This window comes from Streptomyces sp. NPDC051105, from assembly GCF_040682795.1.
Taxonomy (GTDB): Bacteria; Actinomycetota; Actinomycetes; order Streptomycetales; family Streptomycetaceae; genus Streptomyces.
The window spans coordinates 236,648-261,236 of record NZ_JBFBBR010000009.1; the positions used below are offsets into that span (position 1 = coordinate 236,648).

The following is a 24,589-nucleotide window of genomic DNA, read 5'->3' on the forward strand; positions in this document are numbered from 1 at the left end:
GGTCTACGCGCGGAGATAGCGATCCGGGACTCATACGTTCATACTGAAACCGTTTGCGTCTGGCTACTTCTGATCGTAGGAACCTCCAATGTCGACCCCGGCTTCCACTCAGGCCCCCGCCCCCGAACAGCCGGGTGCGACCCCCGCGTACGGCGCGCTGGATCGTTACTTCAAGATCTCCGAGCGGGGCAGCACCCTCGCCCGAGAGGTGCGCGGCGGCTTCGCCACGTTCTTCGCGATGGCGTACATCATCGTGCTGAACCCGATCATCCTGGGCAGCGCGAAGGACATGTACGGCCACCAGCTCGACAACGGTCAGCTGGTCACCGCCACCGTCGTCACCGCCGCCTTCACCACGCTCCTCATGGGTGTCATCGGCAACGTCCCGATCGCGCTCGCCGCCGGTCTCGGCGTGAACTCCGTCGTCGCGCTCCAGCTGGCGCCCCGGATGTCCTGGCCGGACGCGATGGGCATGGTGGTGCTGGCCGGCTTCATCGTGATGCTGCTGGTCGCCAGCGGCCTGCGCGAGCGCGTGATGAACGCCGTGCCCTACAGCCTGCGCAAGGCGATCTCGATCGGTATCGGCCTGTTCATCATGCTGATCGGTCTGGTGGACTCCGGCTTCGTCACCCGGATCCCGGACGTCGCCCAGACCACCGTCCCGCTTCAGCTCGGCGTCGACGGTCACCTCAACGGCTGGCCGGTCCTGGTCTTCGTGCTCGGCGTGCTGCTGACCCTCGGGCTGATCGTCCGCAAGGTCTCCGGCGCGATCCTGATCTCCATCGTCGCGATGACCGTGCTCGCGCTGATCATCAACTCCGTCGCCCATGTGACGACCTGGGGCCTGACCGTCCCGAAGTGGCCCGGCAACCCCGTCTCCACCCCGGACTTCGGCCTGCTCGGCAAGGTCAGCCTCTTCGGCGGCTTCGGCAAGGTCGGCGTGCTGACCGGCATCCTCTTCGTCTTCACCGTCCTGCTGTCCTGCTTCTTCGACGCCATGGGCACGATCATGGGCGTCAGCGACGAGGCCAAGCTGACCGACGCCCAGGGCTACATGCCGGGCATCAACAAGGTCCTCTTCATCGACGGTGTCGCGGTCGCCGCCGGCGGTGCCAGTTCCTCCTCGGCCACCACCTGCTTCGTGGAGTCGACGGCGGGTGTCGGCGAGGGCGCGCGCACCGGCTTCGCCAACGTCGTCACCGGCGCGCTGTTCGCCGTGGCGCTGTTCCTGACCCCCATCGCCACGATGGTCCCCTCCCAGGCCGCCACCCCGGCGCTGCTCGCGGTGGGCTTCCTGATCCTGGCCGGTTCGATCAAGGAGATCGACTGGACCGACTACACCCTCGCGATCCCGGCCTTCGTGACCATGGTGATGATGCCGTTCACCTACTCGATCACGAACGGCATCGGCATGGGTTTCATCACCTTCGTGGTGCTGCGGCTGACCGCCGGCCGGGCCAAGGAGATCCCGGCCGCGATGTACGTGGTCGCGGCCGTGTTCGCCTTCTACTACCTGATGCCGGCCCTGGGTCTCACCTGATCCCGCTCCTGATCCCGAGTCCGATGCCGGTCGGGCCTGGGTCTCATGTGACCTTGACCTGATCGCCGTAGAACCTCTCGGTCTCCTCGACGGCGGCCGAGAACCGCTCGTCGAAGTCGTCGCGAATGAGCGTCCGGACCACGTAGTCCTGGACGCTCATTCCCCGTTTCGCCGCATGGTGCCGGAGCCGGTCGAGCAGCTCTTTGTCTATCCGCAGGCTGAGCACGCTGGTCCCCATGCATACGAGGGCGCCACATCCGGGCGCCCGATGCGTCACTTTCCGGATTCGGCTCACCCGTAAGGGTGACGCGATGTTTTCCGGGGGTGAGCCCCAGATCCCCGGTTCAGTGGCCGAGGTCACGGGCACACGGTGTGCCCCGGGTGGTCCTTAGACAGGGTAATGAGTTACTCTAAAGACATGCCGGACCTTACCCATGGCGACGACGCTGCCGCCGTGAACTCCCTCCGCTCCGCCGTGATGCGACTCTCGCGACGGCTGAAGCACCAGCGGGTCGACGAGTCACTGAGCCCCACCGAGATGTCGGTGCTGGGCACCCTCTCCAACTGCGGCCAGGCCACCCCCGGTGAGCTGGCCCGCAAGGAGCATGTGCAGCCGCCCTCGATGACCCGCATCGTGGCGCTGCTCGAAGCCAAGGGACTGGTCCGTCTGGAGCCGCACCCCGAGGACCGGCGCCAGAAGGTCGTCACCAAGACCGAGCAGGCCGAGGCGATGCTCGAAGAGAGCCGCCGCAAGCGCAACGCGTTCCTGGCCGGCCTGGTCGACGGCCTCGACGAGGACGAGTGGGCGAAGCTCCGTGCGGCCGCCCCCGTCCTGGAGAAGCTCGCCCACCTGTAAATCCCTTGAACGAGGAGGCGAACGCACTTTGAGTACGGGATCCGGAGCACCTTCCGCCCCCGCACCGACCACCCCTACTACCCCCGCATCCCGCGGGTCCTCGATGTTCGGCTCGCTGAAGGTCAGGAACTACCGCCTGTTCTTCGCGGGCCAGGTCGTCTCCAACATCGGCACCTGGATGCAGCGCATCGCCCAGGACTGGCTGGTCCTCAGCCTCACCGGCTCCGCCACGGCCGTCGGCGTCACCACCGCCCTGCAGTTCCTGCCGATGCTGCTCTTCGGCCTCTACGGCGGGGTCCTCGTCGACCGGCTGAACAAGCGGCGCGCACTTTTCGTCACCCAGACGTCCATGGCCCTCACCGGCATCGCGCTCGCGCTGCTGACCCTCTCCGGCCATGTCCACGTCTGGCACGTCTACCTCGCCGCCTTCGTCGTCGGTCTCGCCACGGTCGTGGACAACCCGGCCCGCCAGTCCTTCGTCTCCGAGATGGTCGGCCCGGACCAGCTGCAGAACGCGGTCAGCCTCAACTCCGCGAACTTCCAGTCGGCCCGCCTGGTCGGCCCCGCCGTCGCCGGCCTGATGATCACCGGTGTCGGCACCGGCTACGCCTTCCTCTTCAACGGCCTGTCCTTCGTCGCCCCCATCGTCGGCCTGCTGCTGATGCGCGCGCGTGACCTGCACGTCGTGCAGCGGGCACCGAGAGGAAAGGGCCAGCTGCGGGAAGGCCTGCACTACGTGGCCGGCCGCCCCGACCTGACGTGGACGATCATCCTGGTCGGCTTCATCGGCACCTTCGGCTTCAACTTCCCCGTCTACCTCTCCGCCTTCGCGGACGACGTCTTCCACGCGGGCGCCGGCTCCTACAGCCTCTTCAACACCCTGATGGCGGTCGGCTCCCTGGCCGGCGCCCTGCTCGCGGCCAGACGCGGCACGGCCAGGCTGCGGGTGATGATCGCCGCGGCGGTCGCCTTCGGCGCACTGGAACTGGTGGCCGCGACCGCCCCCTCCCTGTGGCTGTTCGCCCTGCTCATGGTCCCGATCGGCATGTTCGGCATGACGGTCAACGTCACCGCCAACACCACCGTCCAGATGGGCACCGACCCGGCCATGCGCGGCCGGGTGATGGCCCTGTACATGATGGTGTTCATGGGCGGCTCCCCCATCGGCGCACCGATCGCCGGCTGGATCACGGACGCCTACGGTGTCCGCGCCGGCCTGGCGGTGGGCGGTGCCATAGCCGCCGCGGCGGCCGTGGTGATCGGCCTGGTCCTGGCCCGCGTCGGCAACCTGCGCCTGTCGGTCGGCTGGCACGGCGGCCACCCCCGGGTGCGGTTCGTCCCGCGGGAGGAGCGGGAGGACCAGGAGGAGCTCGCCGCGGCCGCGTGAGACACGTACAGGCGCCGGCCCGGAGGGCGTACTACAGCCTCCGGGCCAGCACCTGTCCCGGCCAGCCGTTCCCGGCGGTGTAGGTCTCGGCGCGGGCGAAGCCGTTGCCCTCGTAGTAGCGGACCAGCTTGCCGTCGGCGCCCGCGTAGCAGTCCACCCGCAGCAGCGAGACCCCGGACCGCCGGGTCTCCTCGGCGGCATGTGCCAGCAGCGCGCTGCCCGCGCCGTGGCCCTTGAACCGGCGGTCGGAGGCCAGCCAGTGGATGTACCGCTCGGGCTCGCCGGGCGGCGGGAGGTGCGCCAGATAGGCGCCGGGCGCGTCGGTGACCGTGAGCGTGGCGGCCGGTACCCCGTCGGCCTCGGCGATGTAGGTCACGCCCTCGTCCACGGAGCGGACGACCGACTCCACCGTCTTGTGGTTCTCCGACAGCGGCGTCGTCCCCCACTGCTCGGTCCGTCCCTGACCCACCAGCCACTCCACACAGCTGTCGAGCATGCCGAGTATCGCGGGAACGTCGTCCGGGCCGCCCTTTCTGATGGTGATCTGCATCTCCTCATGATGGCAGGGTGGTCCGCATGAGACTCTTCGCCGCCGTGCTGCCCCCACCCGAGGTGGTCGCCGAACTCGCCGCAGAAGTCGACCGGTTGAAGCGGCTGCCGAGCGCGGACGCGCTGCGCTGGACCGGCCGCCCCGGCTGGCACTACACCCTGGCGTTCTACGGCGAGGTCGAGGACGGCGTCGTACCGGAGCTGTCGGAGCGGCTGGCCCGCGCGGCCCGCCGCACGCCGCCCTTCCCGCTGTCCGTCGCCGGAGGCGGCCAGTTCGGCCACGGCCGGGCCCTGTGGGCGGGCGCCGACGGCGACCTGGAGACCCTGCGCCTGCTGGCCGACCGCGCGGAGGCGGCGGCCCGGAAGGCGGGCGTACCGATGGGGGAGCACCGCCGCTACAAGGCGCACCTGACGGTGGCGCGCAGCCGGGACGCGGTGGAGGTGCGGTCGTACGTCGAGCTGCTCGCGGAGTTCGCCGGCCGGACCTGGACGGTGGAGGAGCTGACGCTGGTGCGCAGCAACCTGCCGACGTCGGGAGTGCCGGGGGAGCAGCCGCGGTACGAGGTGGTCGCCCGCTGGGGACTCGGGGCGGCCGGTTAGGCTCGTTGCCGTGGACCCGAAGACCCGGAACCGGATCATGGCCGGTGCGCTTGTGCTGTTGTTCGTGGTGGTTGCCGTGGCCTCTGCCATGCGGTGAGGGCCGGCTGGGGAACTGCGGCCGCCGTTCTCGGCCGCGGGCCGTTCGTGGCCGGTCGCGCAGTTCCCCGCGCCCCTACGGGGCGCTGCCCCTGACGTCGGCTACCAGGCGAAGGCCTCCGGAGAAGGGCCCGGACCCGGGAAGATCTCGTCCAGCCCCGCCAGCAGCTCCTCGCTCAGCTCCAGCTCGACGGCCCTCAGCGCCGACTCCAGCTGCTCGCCGGTGCGCGGGCCGACGATCGGACCCGTCACCCCCGGACGCGTGAGCAGCCAGGCCAGCGCGGCCTCGCCCGGCTCCACCCCGTGCTTGTCGAGCAGGTCCTCGTACGCCTGGATCTGGGCGCGGACGGTGGGGTTGGCGAGGGAGTCGACGGCCCGGCCACTGGCCCGGCGCCCGCCCGACACCTCCTTCTTGAGCACACCGCCGAGCAGCCCGCCCTGCAGCGGAGACCAGGGGATGACCCCGAGGCCGTAGTCCTGCGCGGCCGGGATGACCTCCATCTCGGCGCGTCGCTCGGCGAGGTTGTAGAGGCACTGCTCGCTCACCAGGCCGATGGTGCCGCCGCGCCGGGCGGCGATCTCGTTGGCCTGGGCAATCTTGTAGCCGGGGAAGTTGGAGGACCCGACGTACAGGATCTTGCCCTGCGCGATGAGGGTGTCGATCGCCTGCCAGATCTCCTCGAAGGGGGTCCGGCGGTCGATGTGGTGGAACTGGTAGACGTCGATGTAGTCGGTCCCCAGCCGCTTCAGGCTGGCGTCGACAGCGCGCCGGATGTTCAGCGCGGACAGCTTGTCGTGGTTGGGCCAGGCGTCGCCGTCGCCGGCCATGTTGCCGTACACCTTGGTGGCGAGCACGACCTTGTCGCGGTGCGTGGCGTTCTTGGCGAACCAGGTGCCGATGATCTCCTCGGTCCGCCCCTTGTTCTCACCCCAGCCATACACGTTGGCGGTGTCGAAGAAGTTGATGCCGGCGTCCAGCGCCGCGTCCATGATCGCGTGACTGCCGGCCTCGTCTGTCTGCGGGCCGAAGTTCATGGTGCCGAGGACGAGTCGGCTGACCTTGAGTCCGGTACGTCCGAGCTGCGTGTACTTCATGGTCACCCAGCCAACGGCGTGGAGTGCGCTCTAGGCAAGGACTTTCGGGTCGGTCGGCCCGGAGTTCTTCAGAGGAAGACGCGCGCGATGTCGAGCCACTTGTCCGCGTCCTCGCCGACCGCCCTGAGGCCGGTCTCGGCTCGGGACCTGCGCGGGGTGACCCGGAGGCAGAAGTCGAGGGCGGTGCCCCGCACCCGTTGCGCCGCGTTCTCCGGGCCCCAGGCCCAGGTCCGGCCACCGGGACCGGTCAGCTCGATGCGGAACGGCTCCGCCGGACCGGGCGGTCCGGCCGCGTGGAAGGACAGCTCCCGCCCGGTCACGCCCAGGGCGGCCACCTGCCTGAGCCGGTCCTTCGGACGACGTGACACACCGAGTGAGTCGAAGACGTCCTGCCCGTGGGCCCACGTTTCCATCAGCCGCAGCGGTGTCATGAGCGCCGCGGTCAGCTGCCAGCCGTACCAGGGGAAGCCGTGGTCCCGGGCTACGTCACGGAGCGCCGCCGCCGCCTCTCCGGTGCGTGGAAGGCTAGTCGGTGGGAAACTCGTCGGTCTTCAGGGTGAGGCCGACGACGGTGGCCGTGAGGTCCGCCTCGTCGCCGAAGTCGACCTTGGTCTCGGTCGCGTAGTCGTCGCCCTTGGGGTTGGTGTAGATGTGGCAGCGGCGCTGGTAGGGGTCGGCGATCAGGTAGACGGGGACCTCGGCCTGGGCGTAGGCGGTCTTCTTCAGGCCGTAGTCGTTGGCCGCGGTGCCCCGCGAGATGACCTCGGCGACGAACTCGACGTCCTGGTAACGCCAGAGCCCCTTCCCGTTCTTCACCGCCTCCTCGGCCATCACCGTCACGTCGGACGCGAACCCGTTCAGATGCCCCGGGTAGTCGACACGGACGTCGGACTTGACCCGCTTCCGGGGGTACTTGGTCCGCAACTGCTCGTAGATATCCGCGATGATCTCCCAGTGGGTGTCCCGCTGCGGTGCCATGAAGACGATCCCCTCGACGATCTCGACCTTGTAACCCTCGGGGGCGGGCATCTTCTCGATCCGCTCGAACAGCTCGTCGAGCGTGATCTCGTCGTCGCTCTGGGCCATCGCGATCCTGTCTTCGAGGACGGTCATCCTGGCGCTCCTCCCCGGCCGCCTTCGTGCGAGTGCGGCCGCGCGGTTCAACGATACGCACGGTGACCGGGCAACGGCGGAATCCGGTCAGCCCGTTCCGGCCGCGTACTCCTCGCCCAGGTCCCAGCCCTGCCACATCGCCTCCGCGAACGCCTCGGCGATGCGGTGTTCGCCGTTCGCGTTGGGGTGGGTGCCGTCGTAGGTGTCCGTGTCGATGTCGTACGACGGCGGGGGCGAGGCCAGCAGCAGCGGGGAGCGGGGCTCGTCCAGGTCGGCGACCGCCTTCGCCAGCAATTCGTTGAAGAGGTTCACCTGTTCCGCGAACTGCGGGTCCGACGTGGCCCGGATGTTCGGGATCACCGGCAGCACCACCATGCGGATACGCGGGTTGGCCTCCCGCGCGGCCGCCACGAAGGACCGTGCGTTCGCCGCCGTCTGCTCCGCGTTGGTGTAGAAGCCCAGGTCGATCAGGCCGAGGGAGACGAGGAGGACGTCGGCGCGGCAGGACCGCACCGCCTCCCCGATCAGCGGTGCCATGTGCAGCCAGCCCTCGCCCCAGCCGGCCAGGTGGGCGCGCGGGAAGTCGGGGTCGGCGTAGGTGTACGACACGGGCGCGTCGGCGAGCTTGTCGTACAGCGTCTCGCGCGGGCCGACCAGCGTGAACGGGCCGCCGTAGGTCGCGCACAGGTGCTGCCACATGCGGTACCGCCAGGTGTGTTCGCCCGTGCTGCCGATGGTCATCGAGTCCCCGACGGGCATGAACCTGAGCATCCGCTCATGATGGACGATCAGGGGGAGCGGTGGGGTGTGAGGACCGCCACGTCACCCAGAGGCCCCGGGCCGTGAAACACAGCGCGGGATGGCAGGCTTGGGCCCATGCGCCGACGATCGTTCGCCCTTCTCGCCGGGGTCCTGCTCACCGGGGCCCTCGCCGCCGCACCCGCCTCCGCCGCCGACGGCACCGGTGACAAGGGGTTCACGATCACGGACCCGCGCATCACCGAGTCCAGCGGTCTCGCCGCCTCCCACCTGCACCCCGGCATCTACTGGACCCACAACGACAGCGACGACGGCCCCTACATCTACGCCGTCGACAGCGCGACCGGGAAGACCGTCGCCACGGTCACGCTCAGTGGCATCGGCAGGCCCCGTGACGTCGAGGCCATCTCCATCGGGCCCGACAACCAGATCTACGTCGGGGACATCGGCGACAACCTCGACGGCAGCTGGCCGTACGTGTGGATCTACCGGCTGCCCGAGCCGAAGGTCCTGGAGAACCAGACGATCAGGGCGACGCAGTACATCGTCAAGTACGCGAACGGCGCCCGGAACGCCGAGTCGCTGATCGTCCACCCCAAGACCGGGCGCGTGTACATCATCGACAAGAAGGAGGACGGCGGGCACCTCTACGAGGGCCCGGCGACCCTGTCCTCCTCCGGCACCAACATCTTCAAGCCCGTCGCCGCCGTCGACCTCTGGGCCACCGACGCCGCCTTCTCGCCCGACGGCAAGCAGCTCGCCGTACGCGGCTACCTCGGCGGCATCTACTACGACTGGAACGGCGGGAAGATCAAGCGCGAGGGGCGGCTCGACGTGCCCCTGCAGAAGCAGGGCGAGTCGGTCAGCTACTCAGCCGACGGGACCAGGCTGATGTACGGCAGCGAGGGCTCCGACAGCCCGGTGCAGGCCGAGGACGTGCCGGGCGGGACGGCCGGCACGTCGCCGTCCGGCAGCGGGAGTTCGGCCGCCGCCGGGGACAGCGGCAGTGCCGCGAGCGGCAAGGTCAAGGTCGGCGCCATCGCCGTCGGCGTCGTCGTGCTCGCCCTCTTCGGACTGCGCCGGCTGCGGGGCACACCCACCCGTCGGCACTGAGCCCTCACCCACGTCACCCTTCCGGGTCCCCGGCGGGTCGGCCGGGGTCTCCGGCGGGGCGGCGGGGGCGGCCCGTGCACGCGGGGAAGCGTCCGGCGGGACGGGGGCCGCAACGCCCGCGCCTGGCCGGGGAGGTCCGCCTGCCACGGCTGCCCTGGGCCTGACCTCTTCGGCACCGGCGGCACGGCCACCGGCGTGGTCAACGCCGTCACCGCCACGGTCGGCACCCCCGCGCCCTGAGCGGCACGGGCCGAGGGGGACCGGCCGAGGGGGACCGGCCGAGGAGGACCGGCCGAGGAGGATCGGCCGAGGAGGATCGAGGAGGGGCGTCGTACGTCTTGACGTGATGACGGTGTGTCAGTTTCCTGGGAGGTGCGCGGTGCATGGGAGCGCTCCCACCCTGTTCCGGGGCCGCGCTTCCCCAGTGGAACTCCGAGAGGAACAGGCACATGTTCCGCTTACGCACGCTGCGAAGAGCGCTCTGTGCTGCCGCCGCCGCGCTCCTCCTTCCCCTCGCCGGTGTGCACTCCGCGCACGCGGCGACCACCCCCGGGGCCGGCTACTGGCACACCAGCGGCCGGCAGATCCTGGACGCGGCCGGGCAGCCGGTCCGGATCGCCGGGATCAACTGGTTCGGGTTCGAGACCGCCAACTACGTGGTGCACGGCCTCTGGTCACGCGACTACAAGAGCATGATCGACCAGATGAGGTCGCTGGGCTACAACACCATCCGGCTGCCCTACAGCGACGACATCTTCAAGAGCACGACCGTCCCCAACAGCATCGACTTCAGCAACGGCAAGAACGCCGACCTCCAGGGGCTCAACTCGCTCCAGGTCATGGACCGGATCGTGGCCTACGCGGGGCAGGACGGCCTCAAGGTCATCCTGGACCGGCACCGCCCGGACGCCGGCGGCCAGTCGGCGCTCTGGTACACGTCCTCGGTCCCCGAGTCGACCTGGATCACCGACCTGAAGGCCCTGGCGGCGCGTTACGCGGCCGATCCCACCGTCGTCGGCATCGACCTCCACAACGAGCCCCACGATCCCGCCTGCTGGGGCTGCGGGGACACCACGATCGACTGGCGGCTCGCCGCCCAGCGCGCCGGGAACGCCGTGCTGTCCGTCAACCCCGCCCTGCTGATCTTCGTCGAGGGCGTGCAGACCTACAACGGCGTCTCCGGATGGTGGGGCGGCAACCTGATGGGGGCCGGGCAGTACCCGGTGCAGCTGAGCGTCGCCGGCCGGGTGGTGTACTCCGCCCACGACTACGCCACCAGCGTGGCCCAGCAGAGCTGGTTCAGCGATCCCACGTTCCCCGCCAACATGCCCGGGATCTGGGACAAGTACTGGGGCTACCTCTTCAAGCAGAACATCGCGCCGGTGTGGGTGGGCGAGTTCGGTACGACGCTCGCCTCGACCGTGGACCAGAAGTGGCTGGCCGCGCTGGTGAGTTACCTGCGGCCGACCGCGACGTACGGCGCGGACTCCTTCCAGTGGACCTTCTGGTCCTGGAACCCCGACTCCGGTGACACCGGCGGGATCCTGAAGGACGACTGGGTGACCGTGGACACGGTGAAGGACGGCTATCTGGCGAGCGTGAAGGCGCCGTTGTTCCCGGGCGGCGGGGGCGGGAGCGGGGGTGGCGGGGGTACGACGGCCGGCTGTGCCGCCTCCTACGCCGTCAGCAGCGACTGGGGGAGCGGCTTCAACGCCGCCGTCACCGTCACCAACACCGGTACCACCCCGCTCGGTTCCTGGACCGTGACCTGGACGTGGAGCGGCACGCAGCAGGTGACGAACATGTGGAACGCGTCGTACACCCAGAGCGGCGGGAAGGTCACCGCCGTGAACGCCGCGCACAACGGGACGGTCCCGGTGGGCGGTTCGGCGAGCTTCGGTTTCGGCGGTGCGCCGGGCGGCGGGGCCGTGCCGAGCGTGGCCTGTACGGCCGGATGAGAAAGGGCGCCCGGTGCCTGTCCGGGCACCGGGCGCCCCTCACCGTCGTACGGAAGTGATCAGAGCTTCTCGATCACGTAGTCGACGCACTTCGTCAGCGCCTCGACGTCGGCCGGGTCGATCGCCGGGAACATCGCGACACGGAGCTGGTTGCGGCCGAGCTTGCGGTAGGGCTCGGTGTCCACGATGCCGTTGGCGCGCAGCACCTTGGCGACGGCGGCCGCGTCGATCTCGTCGGCGAAGTCGATCGTGCCGATGACCTGCGAGCGCTGGGCCGGGTCGGCGACGAACGGGGTGGCGTACTTGCTCTCCTCGGCCCAGCTGTAGAGGCGGGTCGAGGAGTCCTTCGTACGGCCGGTGGAGAAGGCGAGGCCGCCCTGGCCGTTCAGCCACTCCAGCTGCTGGTTGAGCAGGAAGAGGGTGGCGAGGGCCGGGGTGTTGTACGTCTGGTTCTTGCGGGAGTTGTCGATCGCCGTGGGGAGGCTGAAGAACTCCGGCACATGGCGGCCGGACGCGTGGATGCGTTCGGCGCGCTCGATCGCGGCCGGGGAGAAGACGCCGATCCACAGGCCGCCGTCGGAGGCGAAGGACTTCTGCGGGGCGAAGTAGTAGACGTCGGTCTCGCTGACGTCGACGGGGAGGCCGCCCGCGCCGGAGGTGGCGTCGACGAGCACGAGCGCGCCCTCGTCGGCTCCGGCGACCCGCTTGATCGGCATGGCGACACCGGTCGAGGTCTCGTTGTGCGTGAAGGCGTAGACGTCCACGCCGGCCTCGGCCCGCGGCTCCGGGTGGGTGCCCGGGTCGGAGGCGATGACGGTGGGTTCGGCCAGCCAGGGGGCGAGCCCCGCGGCCTTGGCGAACTTGGACGAGAACTCGCCGAAGTTCAGGTGCTGCGACTTGCCGTCGATCAGACCGTGGGTGGCGACGTCCCAGAAGGCGGTGGATCCGCCGTTGCCGAGGACGACCTCGTAGCCGTCCGGGAGGGAGAACAGGGAGCTGATGCCCTCGCGGACCTGGCCGACCAGGTTCTTCACCGGGGCCTGGCGGTGGGAGGTGCCCATGAGAGAGGTACCGGTGGCGGCGAGCGCGTCCAGCGCCTCCGTCCGCACCTTGGAGGGGCCCGCGCCGAAGCGTCCGTCGGCGGGCTTGATGTCAGCGGGGATCTGGATGTCAGCCACGGGGCGAGCGTAGTCGTTGGAGGAAACGTGGTCGAAATGTAGTCCGTCGGGTGAGACGGGCGGGTGCACGGGCGTGAGGCGGGCGGGTGCACGGGCGTGAGGCGGGCGGGTGCGGGGGCGTGAGGCGGGCGGGTGCGCGGGCGTGAGGCGGGCGGGTGACGTCCGGTTCCTGTCCCCGGTTCCTGTCCCGGTTCCTGTCCCGGCGCCGTCAAGTGGCGGCCGTCCGAGGCGGCTCCGCGGCCGTCGTCCCGCGTCACCGCCGGTGCCGGCGGGCAGACTGGGAGGCATGGTCGATCTGGAGGCTGAGCTGCGCGGGGCCGTCCGGGGCGAGGTGGGGTTCGACGTCACGTCGCGGGCTCTGGTCACCATGGACGCGTCCAACTACCGGCGGGTCCCGTCGGGGGTGGTCGCCCCCCGGGACGCGGCCGACGTGGCGGCCGTACTGGAGGTGTGCCGCACCCACGGGGTGCCGGTGGTCGCCCGGGGCGGGGGCACGTCGATCGCGGGGCAGGCCACGGGCACCGGCGTGGTGCTGGACTTCACCCGCCACATGAACCATCTGGTCGAGCTGGACCCGGTCACCCGGACGGCCGTCGTCCAGCCGGGTCTGGTCCTGGACCGGCTCCAGGAGGCCGCCGCCCCGCACGGTCTGCGGTTCGGCCCGGACCCCTCCACGCACAGCCGCTGCACGCTCGGCGGAATGATCGGCAACAACTCGTGCGGCGCGCACAGCGTGGCCTGGGGCACCACGGCGGACAGCGTCCTGGAACTGGACGTGCTCACCGCGCGGGGCGGGCGGCTGCGGCCGGGGCAGGACTGGGCCGGGGCACCGGAGGGCCTGCGCGAGCTGGTGGCCGGGGAGCTGGCCCGCCTGCGCACCGGTTTCCCCGACCTGCCCCGCCGTATCTCCGGGTACGCCCTGGACGCGCTGCTTCCCGAGCGGGGCGCCGACGTGGCCCGCGCCTTCTGCGGCAGCGAGGGCACGCTGGGGATCCTCACGGAGGCGACCGTCCGCCTCGTCGAGTCACCCCGCGCGCGTGCGCTTGCCGTGCTCGGGTACGCCGACGAGAGCGCGGCCGCGGAGGCGGCGGCCGGGCTGCTGGCCGCCGCCCCGCTGACGGTCGAGGGCATGGCCGCCGACGTGGTGCGGTCCCCGGCCGGACTGCCGCGCGGCGGTGCCTGGCTGTTCGTGGAGACGGGTGGGGAGTCGGCCGCGCAGGCACGCGCGCGTGCGGAGGCGGTCGTCCGCGCGGCGGACGCCCTCGACGGGCTGGTCGTCACCGACCCGGCCGGGCAGCGCGCGCTCTGGCGCATCCGCGAGGACGCCTCCGGTACGGCGACCCGGATGCCGGACGGCAGCGAGGCCTGGCCCGGTTGGGAGGACTGCGCGGTACCGCCGGCCCGACTGGGCGGCTACCTGCGGGACTTCAGAGGCCTGCTGTCCGACCACGGCCTGCGGGGCACCCCGTACGGCCACTTCGGCGACGGCTGCATCCACGTCCGCATCGACTTCGACCTGCTCGGCGCGGCCGGCGTGGCCCGCTTCCGGCGCTTCTCGGAGGAGCTGGCCGACCTCGTCGTCGCCCACGGCGGCTCGCTCTCCGGGGAGCACGGGGACGGCCAGGCGAGGGCGGAGCTGCTGCCCAGGATGTACGGCGCGGAGATGGTGGCGCTGTTCGAGAGGGCGAAGGGGATCTGGGACCCCGACGACCTCCTCAACCCCGGCATGCTGGTCAGGCCCGCCCCCCTGGACACCAACCTCCGCTTCGCCGTCCTCCCACGCGAGCCGCTGCCGGTGGCCTTCGCCTACCCCTCCGACAACGGCGACTTCTCCGCGGCGGTCCGCCGCTGCGTGGGCGTCGCGAAGTGCCGTACGACCGAGGTGTCCGGCGCGTCCGTGATGTGCCCGTCCTTCCGGGCGACCGGCGAGGAGGAGCACTCGACGCGCGGCCGGGCCCGGCTGCTGCACGAGATGCTGGCGGGCGAACTGGTGACGGACGGCTGGCGGTCGACGGAGGTCCGGGACGCGCTGGACCTGTGTCTGTCCTGCAAGGGCTGCCGGTCGGACTGCCCGGTGGGGGTGGACATGGCCACGTACAAGGCGGAGTTCCTGCACCACCACTACGCGGGCCGCCGCCGTCCTTCGTCGCACTACAGCATGGGCCGGCTGCCGCGCTGGCTGCGCCTGGTGTCCCGCACGCGCACGGCGGGGCTGGTCAACGCGCTCGCCGCCGTACGCCCGCTGGCGGCGCTGGCCAAACGCGTCGGCGGTATCGCACCGGAGCGGCCGATCCCGCGCCTGGCGAGGGAGCCGTTCAGCCGGTGGCTGCGGCGACGGCGGCGCGGGCGCCTGCGGGGCTGGATGGCGGACGCGCGGGCGGGACGCCGGCCGGACTTCCCGGCGCGGACGGTCTTCCTCTGGCCGGACACGTTCACGGAGCACCTGTCACCGTCCGTGGGCCGGGCGGCCGTGCGGGTGCTGGAGGCGGCGGGGGTGGGTGTGGCGGAGCTCCCGGCGCGCCCGTGGCGGGTGCGGCGGTCGGCCGACGGCGAGGTGGAGAGCGTCGGTATGTCCGCTCGCCGGCCCCGCCGGGCCTCCCGCGCGTGCTGCGGGTTGACGTACCTCTCGACGGGCCAACTGGACGAGGCGCGCACGGTGTTGCGGCGCACGCTCGACCTCCTGGGCCCTTACGTGCTGCCGGAACCGGCGGACGTGGAGGACCCGCCCCTCTTCGTGGTCCTGGAACCCAGCTGCGCGGCGGCCCTCCGCGCGGACCTGCCGGAACTCCTCCCGGACGACCCGCGCGCGGCCCGTCTGGCGGGGGCGGTGGTCACCTTCGCGGAGGCCCTGGAACGCCTGGCCCCCGGCTGGACCCCGCCCCGCCTGAACCGCCGCATCACCGGCCAGACCCACTGCCACCAGCACGCGGTCCTGGGCGACACCGCCGACCGCCGTCTCCGCGAGGCCGCCGCCCTCACCGGCGACCTGGTCGGCGGCTGCTGCGGCCTGGCAGGCAACTTCGGCTTCGAGAAAGGCCACTTCGAGGTGTCGAGGGCGTGCGCGGAGGAGCAGCTGCTGCCGGCGGTGGCCGAGGCACCGGAAGGCACGGTGATCCTGGCGGACGGCTTCTCCTGCCGCACCCAGCTGGAACAGCTGGCGGGGGTGCGGGGGCGGCATCTGGCGGAGGTGCTGGCCGAGGGGCTGGAACCGGAAGGGGAGGAGAAGTGGGAGGAGAAGTGGGACGAGAAGGGGGACGAGAAGTGACTGTGTGCGAGGTCGAGGTGAACCGGGTGGCGGTGCTCTCCGACATCCACGGGGTGTTGCCGGCGCTGGAGGCGGTCCTCGCGGAGCCGGACGTGTGCGCGGCCGACCGCATCGTCCTCACCGGCGACATCACGGCGGGCCCGCAACCGGGCCAAGTGATCGAGGCGTTGCGCGAGCTGGGCGACCGGGTGGTGTGGGTGTCGGGAAACGCGGACCGGGAGCTGGTGGAGTACCGCAGGGGCGAACGCACCGGAATCCCGGACCCGATCGGCCCATTCGCGGCGGACGCGCTCACCACCGAACAGGTCGACTTCCTCGCCGCGCTCCCCAGGACGGCCACCCTCACGATTCGAGGCCTGGGCCGGGTCCTGTTCTGTCACGCGACGCCCCGTGACGACGAGGAGATCGTCCTGGTCGACTCCTCGCCGGACCGCTGGGCGGAGGTGTTCACCGGCATCGACCCCGCCGTCACCACAGTCGTCTGCGGCCACACTCACATGCCGTACACCCGCCTCGCCCACGGCCGCCTGGTCGTCAACCCCGGCAGCGTGGGCATGCCCTACGGCCGTCCGGGCGCCCACTGGTGCCTCCTGGGTCCCGGGACCGACCTGCGTGTGACGTCGTACGACATCCCGGCGGCGGTGGCCCGGTTGCGCGCCGAGTGCGCGTACCCGGACATCGCGGAGTGGGCGGACTGCTACCTCAACTCCCGGGTGACCGACACGGAGGCGCTAGCGGTGTTCGGGCCGGGTGACGGGCGGGCGGCGGCCACCGGGGCTCCGTAGCGGCGGGCGCGGCCGGGGAGGGCCGGGCCGTTCGTGCCGGAGCGGGCGGGCGGGGCCGGGGCGGCCGGGCCGTTCGTGCCGGTGCGGGCGGGCGGGCGCGGCCGGGCGGCGGGCGCGGCCGGGCCGTTCGTGACGGAGCGGCGGTGCGGGATTCCGCGACACGCGTCCCCGGGCGGCGCGGGGAAAGCCACCGCCCGGGGTGCGTCTGTTGTCCTTGACGGAATGACCGGTTTCGCAGTCCGAGGAGTGTTCCGCCGATGACAGCAGCCCTTCACCTTCGGACGATCACCCGTGCCGAACACCTCGCCTTCGTGGATTCCCGGCCGTCCGTCAGCCATATGCAGGTGCCGTCCTGGGGTGACGTGAAGCCCGACTGGCGGGCGGAGAGCCTGGGCTGGTTCGACGGGGAGGGGCGGACGGTCGGGGCCGGGCTGGTGTTGTTGCGGGCGTTGCCCAAGGTGAGGCGGTATCTCGCCTATCTGCCCGAGGGGCCCGTCATCGACTGGCACGACCCGGCGCCGGAGCGCTGGCTCGATCCGCTGCTGGCGTACCTGAAGGGGCGCGGGGCCTTCACGGTGAAGATGGGGCCGCCGGTCGTCGTACGACGGTGGAGCGCGGAGGCGGTGAAGGAGGCGATCGCCGACCCCGCCGCCCGTCGGCTGCGGGACGCCGAGGCGACCTCGGAGGACCCCCGCGCCCTCGAACTCGGCGACCAGCTGCGCCGGATGGGGTGGCGGCAGGCGGAGGCCGGCGGGGAGGAGGGGTTCGCGGCCGGGCAGCCCCGGTACGTGTTCCAGGTGCCGTTCGCCGGGCGGCCGTTGGAGGACATCCAGCGCGGGCTCAACCAGCAGTGGCGGCGCAATGTGAAGAAGGCCGAGAAGGCGGGGGTCAAGGTGGTCCGGGGCGGCTACGAGGACCTGCCCGCCTTCTACACGCTCTACGCCGAGACCGCCGAGCGCGACCGCTTCATCGCGCGCCCGCTCTCCTACTTCCGGCGCATGTGGACCGCCCTCACCGCCGAACACCCCGACCGCATGCGTCTTTACCTCGCCCACCACGAGGGTGAGGTCCTCGCCGCCGCGACCATGCTCACCGTGGGCCGGCACGTCTGGTACTCCTACGGCGCCTCCACCAGCCGCAGGCGCGAGGTCCAGCCCAACAACGCCATCCAGTGGCGGATGATGTGCGACGCCCACGAACTCGGCGCCTCCGTATACGACTTCCGGGGCATCACCGACACCCTGGAGGAGTCCGACCACCTCCTGGGGCTGCTCCGTTTCAAGGTCGGCACCGGCGGGGAGGCCGTCGAATACCTGGGCGAGTGGGACTTTCCGCTCAACAAGCTGCTTCACAAGGCGTTCGACGTGTACATGGCCCGCCGCACTTCATAAGCCGGCTCTCAGGTTCATAAGAGAACTCTCAGGTTCGGGGTCGTTATACAGCTGTTACCCAGGTATTCACAGCAGCTGTTTGCCGTTCGCAAGCCGACTTTGCTGTTCCTTGAGATCTGGGCCGTGTAAGTTCATCGGTGTCGGGCGGCGGGGATTGCCGAGGATGACGATCCGAAATCCCCGTACGTTGCCCAAGAGAATTCTCGCTCCATCCTGCACCACTTGCACCTCGAACTCTCAAGGAGTCGGAATGAGCCTCAAGAAGCTCGCCCCGCTGCCCCCCAAGCCCAAGAAGCAGCTGCCCCCGCCGCCCCCGCCGAAGCCGAAGAAGAAGGCCCACAAGCCGCTTCCGAAGCCGATCCCCGGCCAGGACAACTGAGTCAGCCGTAGAGAGGACCGACGGTTCGCCGTCGGTCCTTTTTCGCTCCTGAATTCCCGTAATTCCAGCGTCGGAGAGCGGAGGTAGTGAGAATGCGCGCAAAGGAGAGTGAAGGCACGGAATACGAGTACGAAACCGGCGCCTCGAAATACGAGGGCGAAGGCGGGTACGACGAGAACGAGTACGACGAGTACGACGAGGACGACGAGTACACGCCCGTCATCCCGGCCCGCACGGCCTTCCGCCGCTTCTGGCCGCTGACCCGGGGCCTGCGCGGCTGGCTGGTGATCGTCTGGGTGTGCACGGTGATCGCCGCCCTCGCCGAGACCGAGGCCATCCTGCTCTTCAGCGACCTCACCGACCACGCCCTGCAGAAGGGTTCGCTCAGCGCCTTCTGGAGCCCGGCCGGACAGTGGCTGGGCATCGCGATCGTCGGCGCGATCGTCGCGTACGCCGGCAACTCCATCGCCGCCTGGGTCACCGAACGCTTCGTCATGCGGCTGCGCGAGCACGTCTTCGACCACGTCCAGCAGCTGCCCCCGCACTTCTTCCAGCGCCACCGCCAGGGCGACCTGCTCTCCCGCCTGACCAGCGACGTCGAGGCCATCGAGACCATGGTGGTGTCCGGGCTCGTCGGCGCCGCATCGGCCCTGTTCAGCGCCCTGTTCTACGCGGCCGCCGCGTTCTGGCTGCGCTGGGACCTGGCCGCCGCCACCTTCGTCCTCGCCCCGCTGTTCTGGCTGGCCGCCCGCCGTTTCTCCGGCTCCATCAAGGACGTGTCCAGGGAGGGCCGGGTCGCCGACGGCGCGATCACCTCCGTGGTCGAGGAGTCCCTCGGCAACATCGTGCTGACCCAGGCGTACGACCGCCGCGACGCCGAGCGCCGCCGCCTGAACGAGGAGGCGAGCGCCTGGTTCCGCGCCTCCGTCCGCTCCACCCGCCTCAACGAGGCCTACGAGCAGCTCGTCCAGGTCATCGAGACGATCTGCGTCCTCGCTGTGATCGGCATCGGCGCCTGGGAGATCTCCACCGGCCGGATGACCCTCGGCCAGCTCCTCGCCTTCTCCGCCTTCCTCGGCTACCTCTACCCGCCCGTGCGCGGCCTCGCCCAGCTCGGCCTCACCGTCACCGCCGCCACGGCCGGCGCGGAACGGCTGATCGAGATCCTCGACGTGCGGCCGTCGGTCACCGACCCCCGCCGCGGCACCGGCACCGACACCGGCCGCCCCGACGGCACCGTCGAATTCCGCGACGTCGGCTTCCGCTACCCCGGCGCCGACAAGACCGCCCTGGAGGGCCTCTCCTTCACGGTCAGCCCCGGCGAACTCGTGATCATCACCGGGCCCAGCGGCGCCGGCAAGTCCACCGTCTCCAAGATGCTGCTCCGCTTCTACGACCCCGACAGCGGCGAGATCCTCCTCGACGGCGTCCCGATCCGCGACTTCCCCCTCGCCAGGCTGCGCGAGTACATCACCCTGCTCCCGCAGGAGACCCTCGTCCTGCACGACACCGTCCGCGCCAACATCGCCTGCGGCCGCCCCGGAGCCAGCGAGCAGGCCATCGAGGAGGCCGCCAGGGCCGCCGACGCGCACGACTTCATCGTCCGGCTCCCCGACGGCTACGACACCAAGGTCGACCCCAACTCGGCCCGGCTCTCCGGCGGCCAGCTCCAGCGCCTGGCCATCGCCCGGGCGATCCTGCGCGACGCGCCCGTCCTCGTCCTCGACGAGCCGACCACCGGCCTGGACGCGATGGCCGCGCGCCGCGTCGTCAAGCCGCTGCGGCGCCTGATGACCGGCCGTACGACCATCATGATCACCCACGACCTCAACCTCGCCCCCGACGCCGACCGCATCCTCGTCGTCGACCGCGGCCGCATCGTCGAGACCGGCCGCCACGACGAACTCCTCGCCCGCGGCGGCGCCTACTCCCGGCTGCACCGCTCCCAGAACAACGCGGTGATGGACACCGGCGAACTGCGACTGCCGCTGTTCGTGGAACAGGGCGGCGCCGTTCCAGCGGCGGGGCGGCCCGTGGGGGCGGGTGTGCCCCAGGCCTCCTACGCGGCGGCGCAGGGCAGCGGGGACGGTGGGTACGCCTATCAGCAGCCGTTCGGGAACATGTACGACTACAACGTGTACGCGGCCGCCGGGCTGTGGCCGCAGCCCGTGTACGAGGCCCACATGCAGGCCGACTACGGGGCCGACGTGCCCACCACCCTCCCCGACGGCCGGCCCCTGTTCCGCGACGAGGAGCCCTGGCCGGGCATCTGAACCGCCCCTCCCGGACGGGACGCGACTCTGGTGAGTGCCCGTCACATCAGCCTTGTTACACACCTATTGCACAAGGGATCTTCAAGAATTCTCCACGCTGTCCGTAGGCTGCGTACGCCAATGGGCTCGGCCGGGGGCGACCCGCCGGGCCCCTCGCGATCCCAGGGGGATTCACATGCGTATACGCGTCGCGGCCACCGTCCTGTCCGGTGCGGTCGCACTGTCCACGCTCGCTGTCCCGGTGGCCGCCCAGGCGGCGTCGAGCCCGAGCGCGAAGGCGGAGCTCAGCTCCTTCTTCGCGAACTCCGCGCCTGCCGCGCACACCGGGCACGGCACGAACTCCGCGCAGACCGTCCGGCCGAAGGACGGAATCGGGAGCATCTCCTTCTCGAAGGGCGTCGTCAACGGCGGCAAGGACATCGTCCTCGGCACCACCACGAACAAGTCCGTCACCGCGACCTACACCGCCACCAGCTCCAGCGGCGTCGCGGTCACCGAGGCCTTCCTCTGGCAGGGCACCGACCCCTCCAGCGTGGACACCATCACCGGCGCCCTGGGCACCGACGACGACCCCGTCTGCACCGAGTCGACCACCCAGACCGGCGTCTACAGCTGCAAGGCCGTCTTCAACATCCACGCGGCCACCGACATGAAGAACAACGGTGTCGCCGGCACCTGGAAGCTCGCCCTCGGCGGCTACGACCTCTCCGCGAGCGCCAGCTTCGACGACAACGTCGGCACCGGCAAGATCAAGAAGGCTTCCACGCTGACCGTCAACGCCACGCCGGAGCCGGTGAAGAAGGGCAAGACCATCACCGTCACCGGCAAGCTGACGCGCGCCGACTGGAACACCGGCAAGTACTCCGGCTACGCGGCGCAGAAGGTGCAGCTGCAGTACCGCAAGAAGAGCAGCACCACCTACACCACCCTCAAGACCATCACCGCCGGCACCGGCGGCGCCCTCAAGACCACGACCAAGGCCACGGCCGACGGGTACTTCCGTTTCTCGTTCGCGACCAACGCCACCACCGGCGCCTCGACGGCGACCGGTGACTACGTCGACGTGAAGTAGCCCTCGGCGGTCTCCGGGGGTCCGGCGGGAAAGGGACCGGGCGGTCCGTCGCCGGACCTCGTGGGCCGTGACCTGCGGCAGGGCGGGGGCGTGGCCGCTCGGTGGTCAGGACAGTTCCATAAGGGGTTCACGCGCCTGTTCAAGTCCATTACCCTGGACTGAGCAGTGCACCGCAATGAACAGCGAATCCCCTGGACCGCCCGTGACCACGCCCAGCACCTCACAGCCGACCACCACGCCGACACCCACGTCCGCCGCCGTGTCCGAGCCCGCCGTCGCGGGCGCCGCGCACCGGTTCGGCGCGCTCGGTCCCGTCGGCCTGGTGCTGGCCGGCGGGATCTCCGTGCAGTTCGGCGGCGCCCTCGCGGTCACCCTGATGCCCAGGGCCGGTGCGCTCGGCGTGGTGACGTTGCGGCTCCTCGCGGCCGCCGTCGTGCTGCTCGTGGTCTGCCGGCCCCGGCTGCGCGGCCACTCCCGTACCGACTGGGGCACGGTGATCGTCTTCGGCGCCGCCATGGGCGCGATGAACGGCCTCTTCTACGAGGCGGTCGACCGCATCCCGCTGGGTCCCGCCGTCACCCTCGAAGTGCTGGGCCCGCTGGCCCTGTCCGTGCTGGCCTCCCGGCGCGCTGTCAACGCCGTGTGGGCCGGACTCGCCCTGGCCGGCGTCTTCCTCCTCGGCGGCGGAGGCTTCAGCGATCTCGACCCCACCGGTGTCGCCTTCGCCCTGGGGGCCGGTGCCATGTGGGCCGCCTACATAATCTTCAGCGCCCGTACCGGCCGCCGTTTCCCGCAGGCCGACGGCCTCGCCCTGGCCATGGCGGTCGCGGCCCTGCTCTTCCTGCCGCTGGGCATCGCCGAGGCCGGCAGCCGACTCCTCGATCCGACCACCGTGGCCCTCGGCTCGTCGGTCGCGGTGCTCTCCTCCGTGCTGCCCTACACGCTCGAACTGCTGGCCCTGCGCCGCCTTCCCGCGCACACCTTCGCCGTCCTCATGAGCCTGGAGCCGGCCATCGCCGCCACCGCCGGCTTCCTCATCCTCGACCAGGCGCTGACGGCCACCCAGGCGGCCGCCATCGCCCTCGTCATCGCGGCCAGCATCGGCGCGGTCCGCACCCAGGTGGGGCGCGGCCGACGGGCGGCGGCCGGCCCGGAGGCGGCGGGCCTTGAGGCGGCGGGCCCGGAGGCGGTGGCCGGTCTTCAGGGGGCGGGGAAGGGCAGCGCGTCCTGATAGCCGTTGGACGGCCGCTGGATCTTCTTCACGGTCTGGGCGTCCACCGCCACCGGCGCCGACTTCGTGCCCAGCTTGCCGCCGGGATGCCAGTTGCCCGTGACCGACACCCAGGTGTCGGCGGGCGGGACGCTGCTGCCGTAGATCCGCACCTTCACGGACTGCGCGTCGGCCGCGCAGCACGAGATGATGATCCGGGTCAGATCCCAGCTCCCGCCCCCCGGAACGGGCGTGACCAGCCCGCTCATCTCCACGGTCCGCCCTTTGATGGCCAGCGTGCGGTCCTGCTGCACGCGGGTGGTGAAGTCGGTGAGGGTGATGGGCAGCGGTGAGGTCCTGGGCAGCGCGTCGAAGTCGTCCTGCTCCGCCACGACCTTGGCGGGCTGCCGGGACGCGGTGTAGGCACCGAGCGCCGGCGGGGCGTAGAAGAGCAGGCTCAGAGCCGGGAGCAGGAGCAGCCAGGCGACCCGGGGGACGGCGGAGTGGTCGTGACCGTGGTGTCCGGCACCATGTGGTCCGTCGCTGTGTGCGTGGGCGCCATGCCTCCCGTGCCCCTCGGCCTCCTTGACCTTTTCGGCCTCCGTGCCCCCCGTCCTCCCCTCCCGCGTCGCCGCCTCCGCGATGCCCAGTACCAGCAGCACGAACCCGGACACGATCAGCAGCGGGCGCATCCCGGGCTTGACGTAGCGCAGGCACACGTCGGTGAAGAGGGAGGCGTGCAGCAGGCCGAGGCCGCTGAGGACCAGCAGGGTCACCTGAAGCGGACGTCTCACAGCAGCACCCCTCCGACCAGCACACTGCACAGGATCGCGACGACCGTCGTGGCGGCCGAGAAACGGGCCGCGAAGGCCCGGCCGAACGTGCCGGCCTGCAACGCGATCAACTTGAGGTCCACCATGGGGCCGACCACCATGAACGCCAGCCGGGCGGTGGGCGAGAAGCCCGTGAGCGACGACGCCACGAACGCGTCCGCCTCCGAACACACCGCGAGGATGATCGCCAGCGCGGCCAGGAACAGCACCGACAGCCAGGGTGAACCGGAGAAGGTGTCGAGCACCGAGCGCGGTACCGCCACGTTGAAGGTGGCCGCGGCCATGGCGCCGACCACCAGGAAACCGCCGGCCTGGAGGAAGTCGTGCTGGAAGCCGCGCCGGAACTCCGTCCAGCGGTTGTGCCCCGGCTGGTGCCCGGTGTGCCGTACGGCGGGCCGCAGCCACTCCTCGCGGCCCAGCCAGAGCCACAGCCAGCCCATCACGGCCGCGGTCACCAGCGACGCGAGCAGCCGGGCCAGCACCATGAGGGGGGTGCCGGGGAAGGCGATGGCGGTGGCGGTGAGCACGACCGGGTTGACGGCGGGCGCGGAGAGCAGGAACGCGAAGGCGGCGGCCGGGGTGACCCCGCGCCCGATCAGGCTGTTCGCCACCGGCACCGACGCGCACTCGCAGCCCGGCAGCACGACCCCGGCGACCCCGGCGACCGGCACGGCGAGCGCGGGCCGCTTGGGCAGCAGCCGGGTGAACACCCGCTCCGGCACGAACGCGTTGATCGCCCCCGACAGCGCCGTGCCGAGCAGCAGGAACGGCGTCGCCTGCACGATCACGGCGAGACACACCGTCTGCCAGGCCTGCAGCGCGGCCTTGCTGATGCCCTGGCCCACGAGGAAGAGGGCGGTACCGGGCAGGACGGCGGCGGCCACGAGGAGGAGGGGCCAGTAACGGGGGAGTTCACGCGAGGGTGTGTCCGCGACCTCCTCGGCAGTCGTACGACCGCTTGCCGTGGGCTCTACGACGATCGTCGCCTTCGCCCCCACGGCGAGTTCATCTGTCCTCCGCACGCCCCGCACGCCCCACACATCACTTCATCGCCGGATGTTCGCATCGAACATAGGGCATAGGGGCGCCGGTGCCGCGACGGGTCGTCCCAAGGAATGGCCCAGGAATGGCCCAGGA

At 71.0% G+C, this 24,589-nt stretch carries 21 protein-coding genes and 1 pseudogene; 13 read left to right on the forward strand and 9 right to left on the reverse strand.

What is annotated here, in order from left to right; genetic code table 11:
* Positions 1-88 precede the first annotated feature (88 nt).
* Positions 89-1,540: an NCS2 family permease gene (locus tag AB0N16_RS23590; RefSeq protein WP_365799690.1), complete on the forward strand. Its 1,452-nt coding sequence runs from the start codon at positions 89-91 to the stop codon at positions 1,538-1,540.
* A gap of 43 nt (positions 1,541-1,583) precedes the next feature.
* Here the strand turns inward: AB0N16_RS23590 and AB0N16_RS23595 are convergent, their stop codons facing one another.
* Positions 1,584-1,778, reverse strand: a complete 195-nt coding sequence (locus AB0N16_RS23595; protein WP_351737173.1) for a ribbon-helix-helix protein, CopG family — start codon at positions 1,776-1,778, stop codon at positions 1,584-1,586.
* 180 nt (positions 1,779-1,958) lie between these two features.
* Here AB0N16_RS23595 and AB0N16_RS23600 point away from each other — a divergent pair, with 180 nt between their 5' ends.
* Both AB0N16_RS23600 and AB0N16_RS23605 read left to right on the forward strand, forming a co-directional pair.
* Entirely contained in the window at positions 1,959-2,396 is a 438-nt protein-coding gene (locus AB0N16_RS23600) for a MarR family transcriptional regulator (protein WP_351702944.1), read from the forward strand.
* A gap of 28 nt (positions 2,397-2,424) precedes the next feature.
* On the forward strand, positions 2,425-3,783 hold the full coding sequence (locus tag AB0N16_RS23605) for an MFS transporter (RefSeq protein WP_365799693.1): 1,359 nt from the start codon (positions 2,425-2,427) through the stop codon (positions 3,781-3,783).
* Between the two features lie 31 nt (positions 3,784-3,814).
* Here the strand turns inward: AB0N16_RS23605 and AB0N16_RS23610 are convergent, their stop codons facing one another.
* Complete coding sequence (locus tag AB0N16_RS23610; protein WP_365799695.1) at positions 3,815-4,333, reverse strand: GNAT family N-acetyltransferase; 519 nt, start codon at positions 4,331-4,333, stop codon at positions 3,815-3,817.
* Positions 4,334-4,359: 26 nt separating this feature from the next.
* On the opposite strand from AB0N16_RS23610, the gene thpR reads away from it, so the two are divergent.
* Positions 4,360-4,932 carry an RNA 2',3'-cyclic phosphodiesterase gene (gene thpR / locus AB0N16_RS23615; RefSeq protein ID WP_365799697.1) on the forward strand — a complete coding sequence of 191 codons (573 nt, stop codon included), beginning with the start codon at positions 4,360-4,362 and terminating at the stop codon, positions 4,930-4,932.
* A gap of 198 nt (positions 4,933-5,130) precedes the next feature.
* On the opposite strand, the gene AB0N16_RS23620 is transcribed toward thpR, so the two are convergent.
* The 4 genes and pseudogenes from AB0N16_RS23620 to AB0N16_RS23635 form a co-directional block, all read right to left on the reverse strand.
* On the reverse strand, positions 5,131-6,123 hold the full coding sequence (locus AB0N16_RS23620; RefSeq protein WP_365799699.1) for an aldo/keto reductase: 993 nt from the start codon (positions 6,121-6,123) through the stop codon (positions 5,131-5,133).
* A 68-nt stretch (positions 6,124-6,191) separates the two neighbouring features.
* Positions 6,192-6,623 (reverse strand): annotated as a pseudogene (locus AB0N16_RS23625) (maleylpyruvate isomerase family mycothiol-dependent enzyme); the annotation flags it as partial.
* Between the two features lie 25 nt (positions 6,624-6,648).
* A complete protein-coding gene (locus AB0N16_RS23630) occupies positions 6,649-7,236 on the reverse strand; it encodes a Uma2 family endonuclease (protein ID WP_365799701.1) in 588 nt (195 codons plus the stop codon).
* Positions 7,237-7,323: 87 nt separating this feature from the next.
* Positions 7,324-8,007, reverse strand: coding sequence for an SGNH/GDSL hydrolase family protein (locus tag AB0N16_RS23635; RefSeq protein ID WP_365799703.1), 684 nt, complete (start codon positions 8,005-8,007; stop codon positions 7,324-7,326).
* A gap of 105 nt (positions 8,008-8,112) precedes the next feature.
* Here AB0N16_RS23635 and AB0N16_RS23640 point away from each other — a divergent pair, with 105 nt between their 5' ends.
* Both AB0N16_RS23640 and AB0N16_RS23645 read left to right on the forward strand, forming a co-directional pair.
* Positions 8,113-9,108, forward strand: a complete 996-nt coding sequence (locus tag AB0N16_RS23640; protein ID WP_365799705.1) for a WD40 repeat domain-containing protein — start codon at positions 8,113-8,115, stop codon at positions 9,106-9,108.
* Between the two features lie 449 nt (positions 9,109-9,557).
* Entirely contained in the window at positions 9,558-11,066 is a 1,509-nt protein-coding gene (locus AB0N16_RS23645) for a cellulase family glycosylhydrolase (protein ID WP_365799707.1), read from the forward strand.
* Between the two features lie 59 nt (positions 11,067-11,125).
* Here AB0N16_RS23645 and serC read toward each other — a convergent pair whose 3' ends face one another.
* Positions 11,126-12,244, reverse strand: a complete 1,119-nt coding sequence (serC, locus tag AB0N16_RS23650; RefSeq protein WP_365799709.1) for a phosphoserine transaminase — start codon at positions 12,242-12,244, stop codon at positions 11,126-11,128.
* A 286-nt stretch (positions 12,245-12,530) separates the two neighbouring features.
* On the opposite strand from serC, the gene AB0N16_RS23655 reads away from it, so the two are divergent.
* The 7 genes from AB0N16_RS23655 to AB0N16_RS23685 all read left to right on the forward strand — a co-directional run bounded on the left by AB0N16_RS23655 (position 12,531) and on the right by AB0N16_RS23685 (position 22,640).
* Positions 12,531-15,509, forward strand: a complete 2,979-nt coding sequence (locus tag AB0N16_RS23655) for an FAD-binding and (Fe-S)-binding domain-containing protein (RefSeq protein WP_365799711.1) — start codon at positions 12,531-12,533, stop codon at positions 15,507-15,509.
* Positions 15,510-15,511: 2 nt separating this feature from the next.
* A complete protein-coding gene (locus AB0N16_RS23660) occupies positions 15,512-16,294 on the forward strand; it encodes a metallophosphoesterase family protein (protein WP_365800013.1) in 783 nt (260 codons plus the stop codon).
* A gap of 257 nt (positions 16,295-16,551) precedes the next feature.
* Complete coding sequence (locus AB0N16_RS23665) at positions 16,552-17,685, forward strand: peptidoglycan bridge formation glycyltransferase FemA/FemB family protein (protein WP_365799713.1); 1,134 nt, start codon at positions 16,552-16,554, stop codon at positions 17,683-17,685.
* A 250-nt stretch (positions 17,686-17,935) separates the two neighbouring features.
* Complete coding sequence (locus AB0N16_RS23670) at positions 17,936-18,064, forward strand: hypothetical protein (RefSeq protein ID WP_351711793.1); 129 nt, start codon at positions 17,936-17,938, stop codon at positions 18,062-18,064.
* Between the two features lie 92 nt (positions 18,065-18,156).
* Positions 18,157-20,337 carry an ABC transporter ATP-binding protein gene (locus AB0N16_RS23675; protein WP_365799715.1) on the forward strand — a complete coding sequence of 727 codons (2,181 nt, stop codon included), beginning with the start codon at positions 18,157-18,159 and terminating at the stop codon, positions 20,335-20,337.
* Positions 20,338-20,512: 175 nt separating this feature from the next.
* A complete protein-coding gene (locus tag AB0N16_RS23680; protein WP_365799717.1) occupies positions 20,513-21,409 on the forward strand; it encodes a hypothetical protein in 897 nt (298 codons plus the stop codon).
* 202 nt (positions 21,410-21,611) lie between these two features.
* Positions 21,612-22,640, forward strand: a complete 1,029-nt coding sequence (locus AB0N16_RS23685; protein ID WP_365799719.1) for an EamA family transporter — start codon at positions 21,612-21,614, stop codon at positions 22,638-22,640.
* On the opposite strand, the gene AB0N16_RS23690 is transcribed toward AB0N16_RS23685, so the two are convergent.
* Both AB0N16_RS23690 and AB0N16_RS23695 read right to left on the reverse strand, forming a co-directional pair.
* Positions 22,610-23,413 carry a TIGR03943 family protein gene (locus tag AB0N16_RS23690; protein WP_365799721.1) on the reverse strand — a complete coding sequence of 268 codons (804 nt, stop codon included), beginning with the start codon at positions 23,411-23,413 and terminating at the stop codon, positions 22,610-22,612. The two genes, AB0N16_RS23685 and AB0N16_RS23690, sit on opposite strands and share 31 nt — an antisense overlap.
* On the reverse strand, positions 23,410-24,432 hold the full coding sequence (locus tag AB0N16_RS23695; RefSeq protein ID WP_365800015.1) for a permease: 1,023 nt from the start codon (positions 24,430-24,432) through the stop codon (positions 23,410-23,412). Before AB0N16_RS23695 ends, AB0N16_RS23690 begins: the two co-directional genes overlap by 4 nt.
* Between the last annotated feature and the right edge of the window lie 157 nt (positions 24,433-24,589).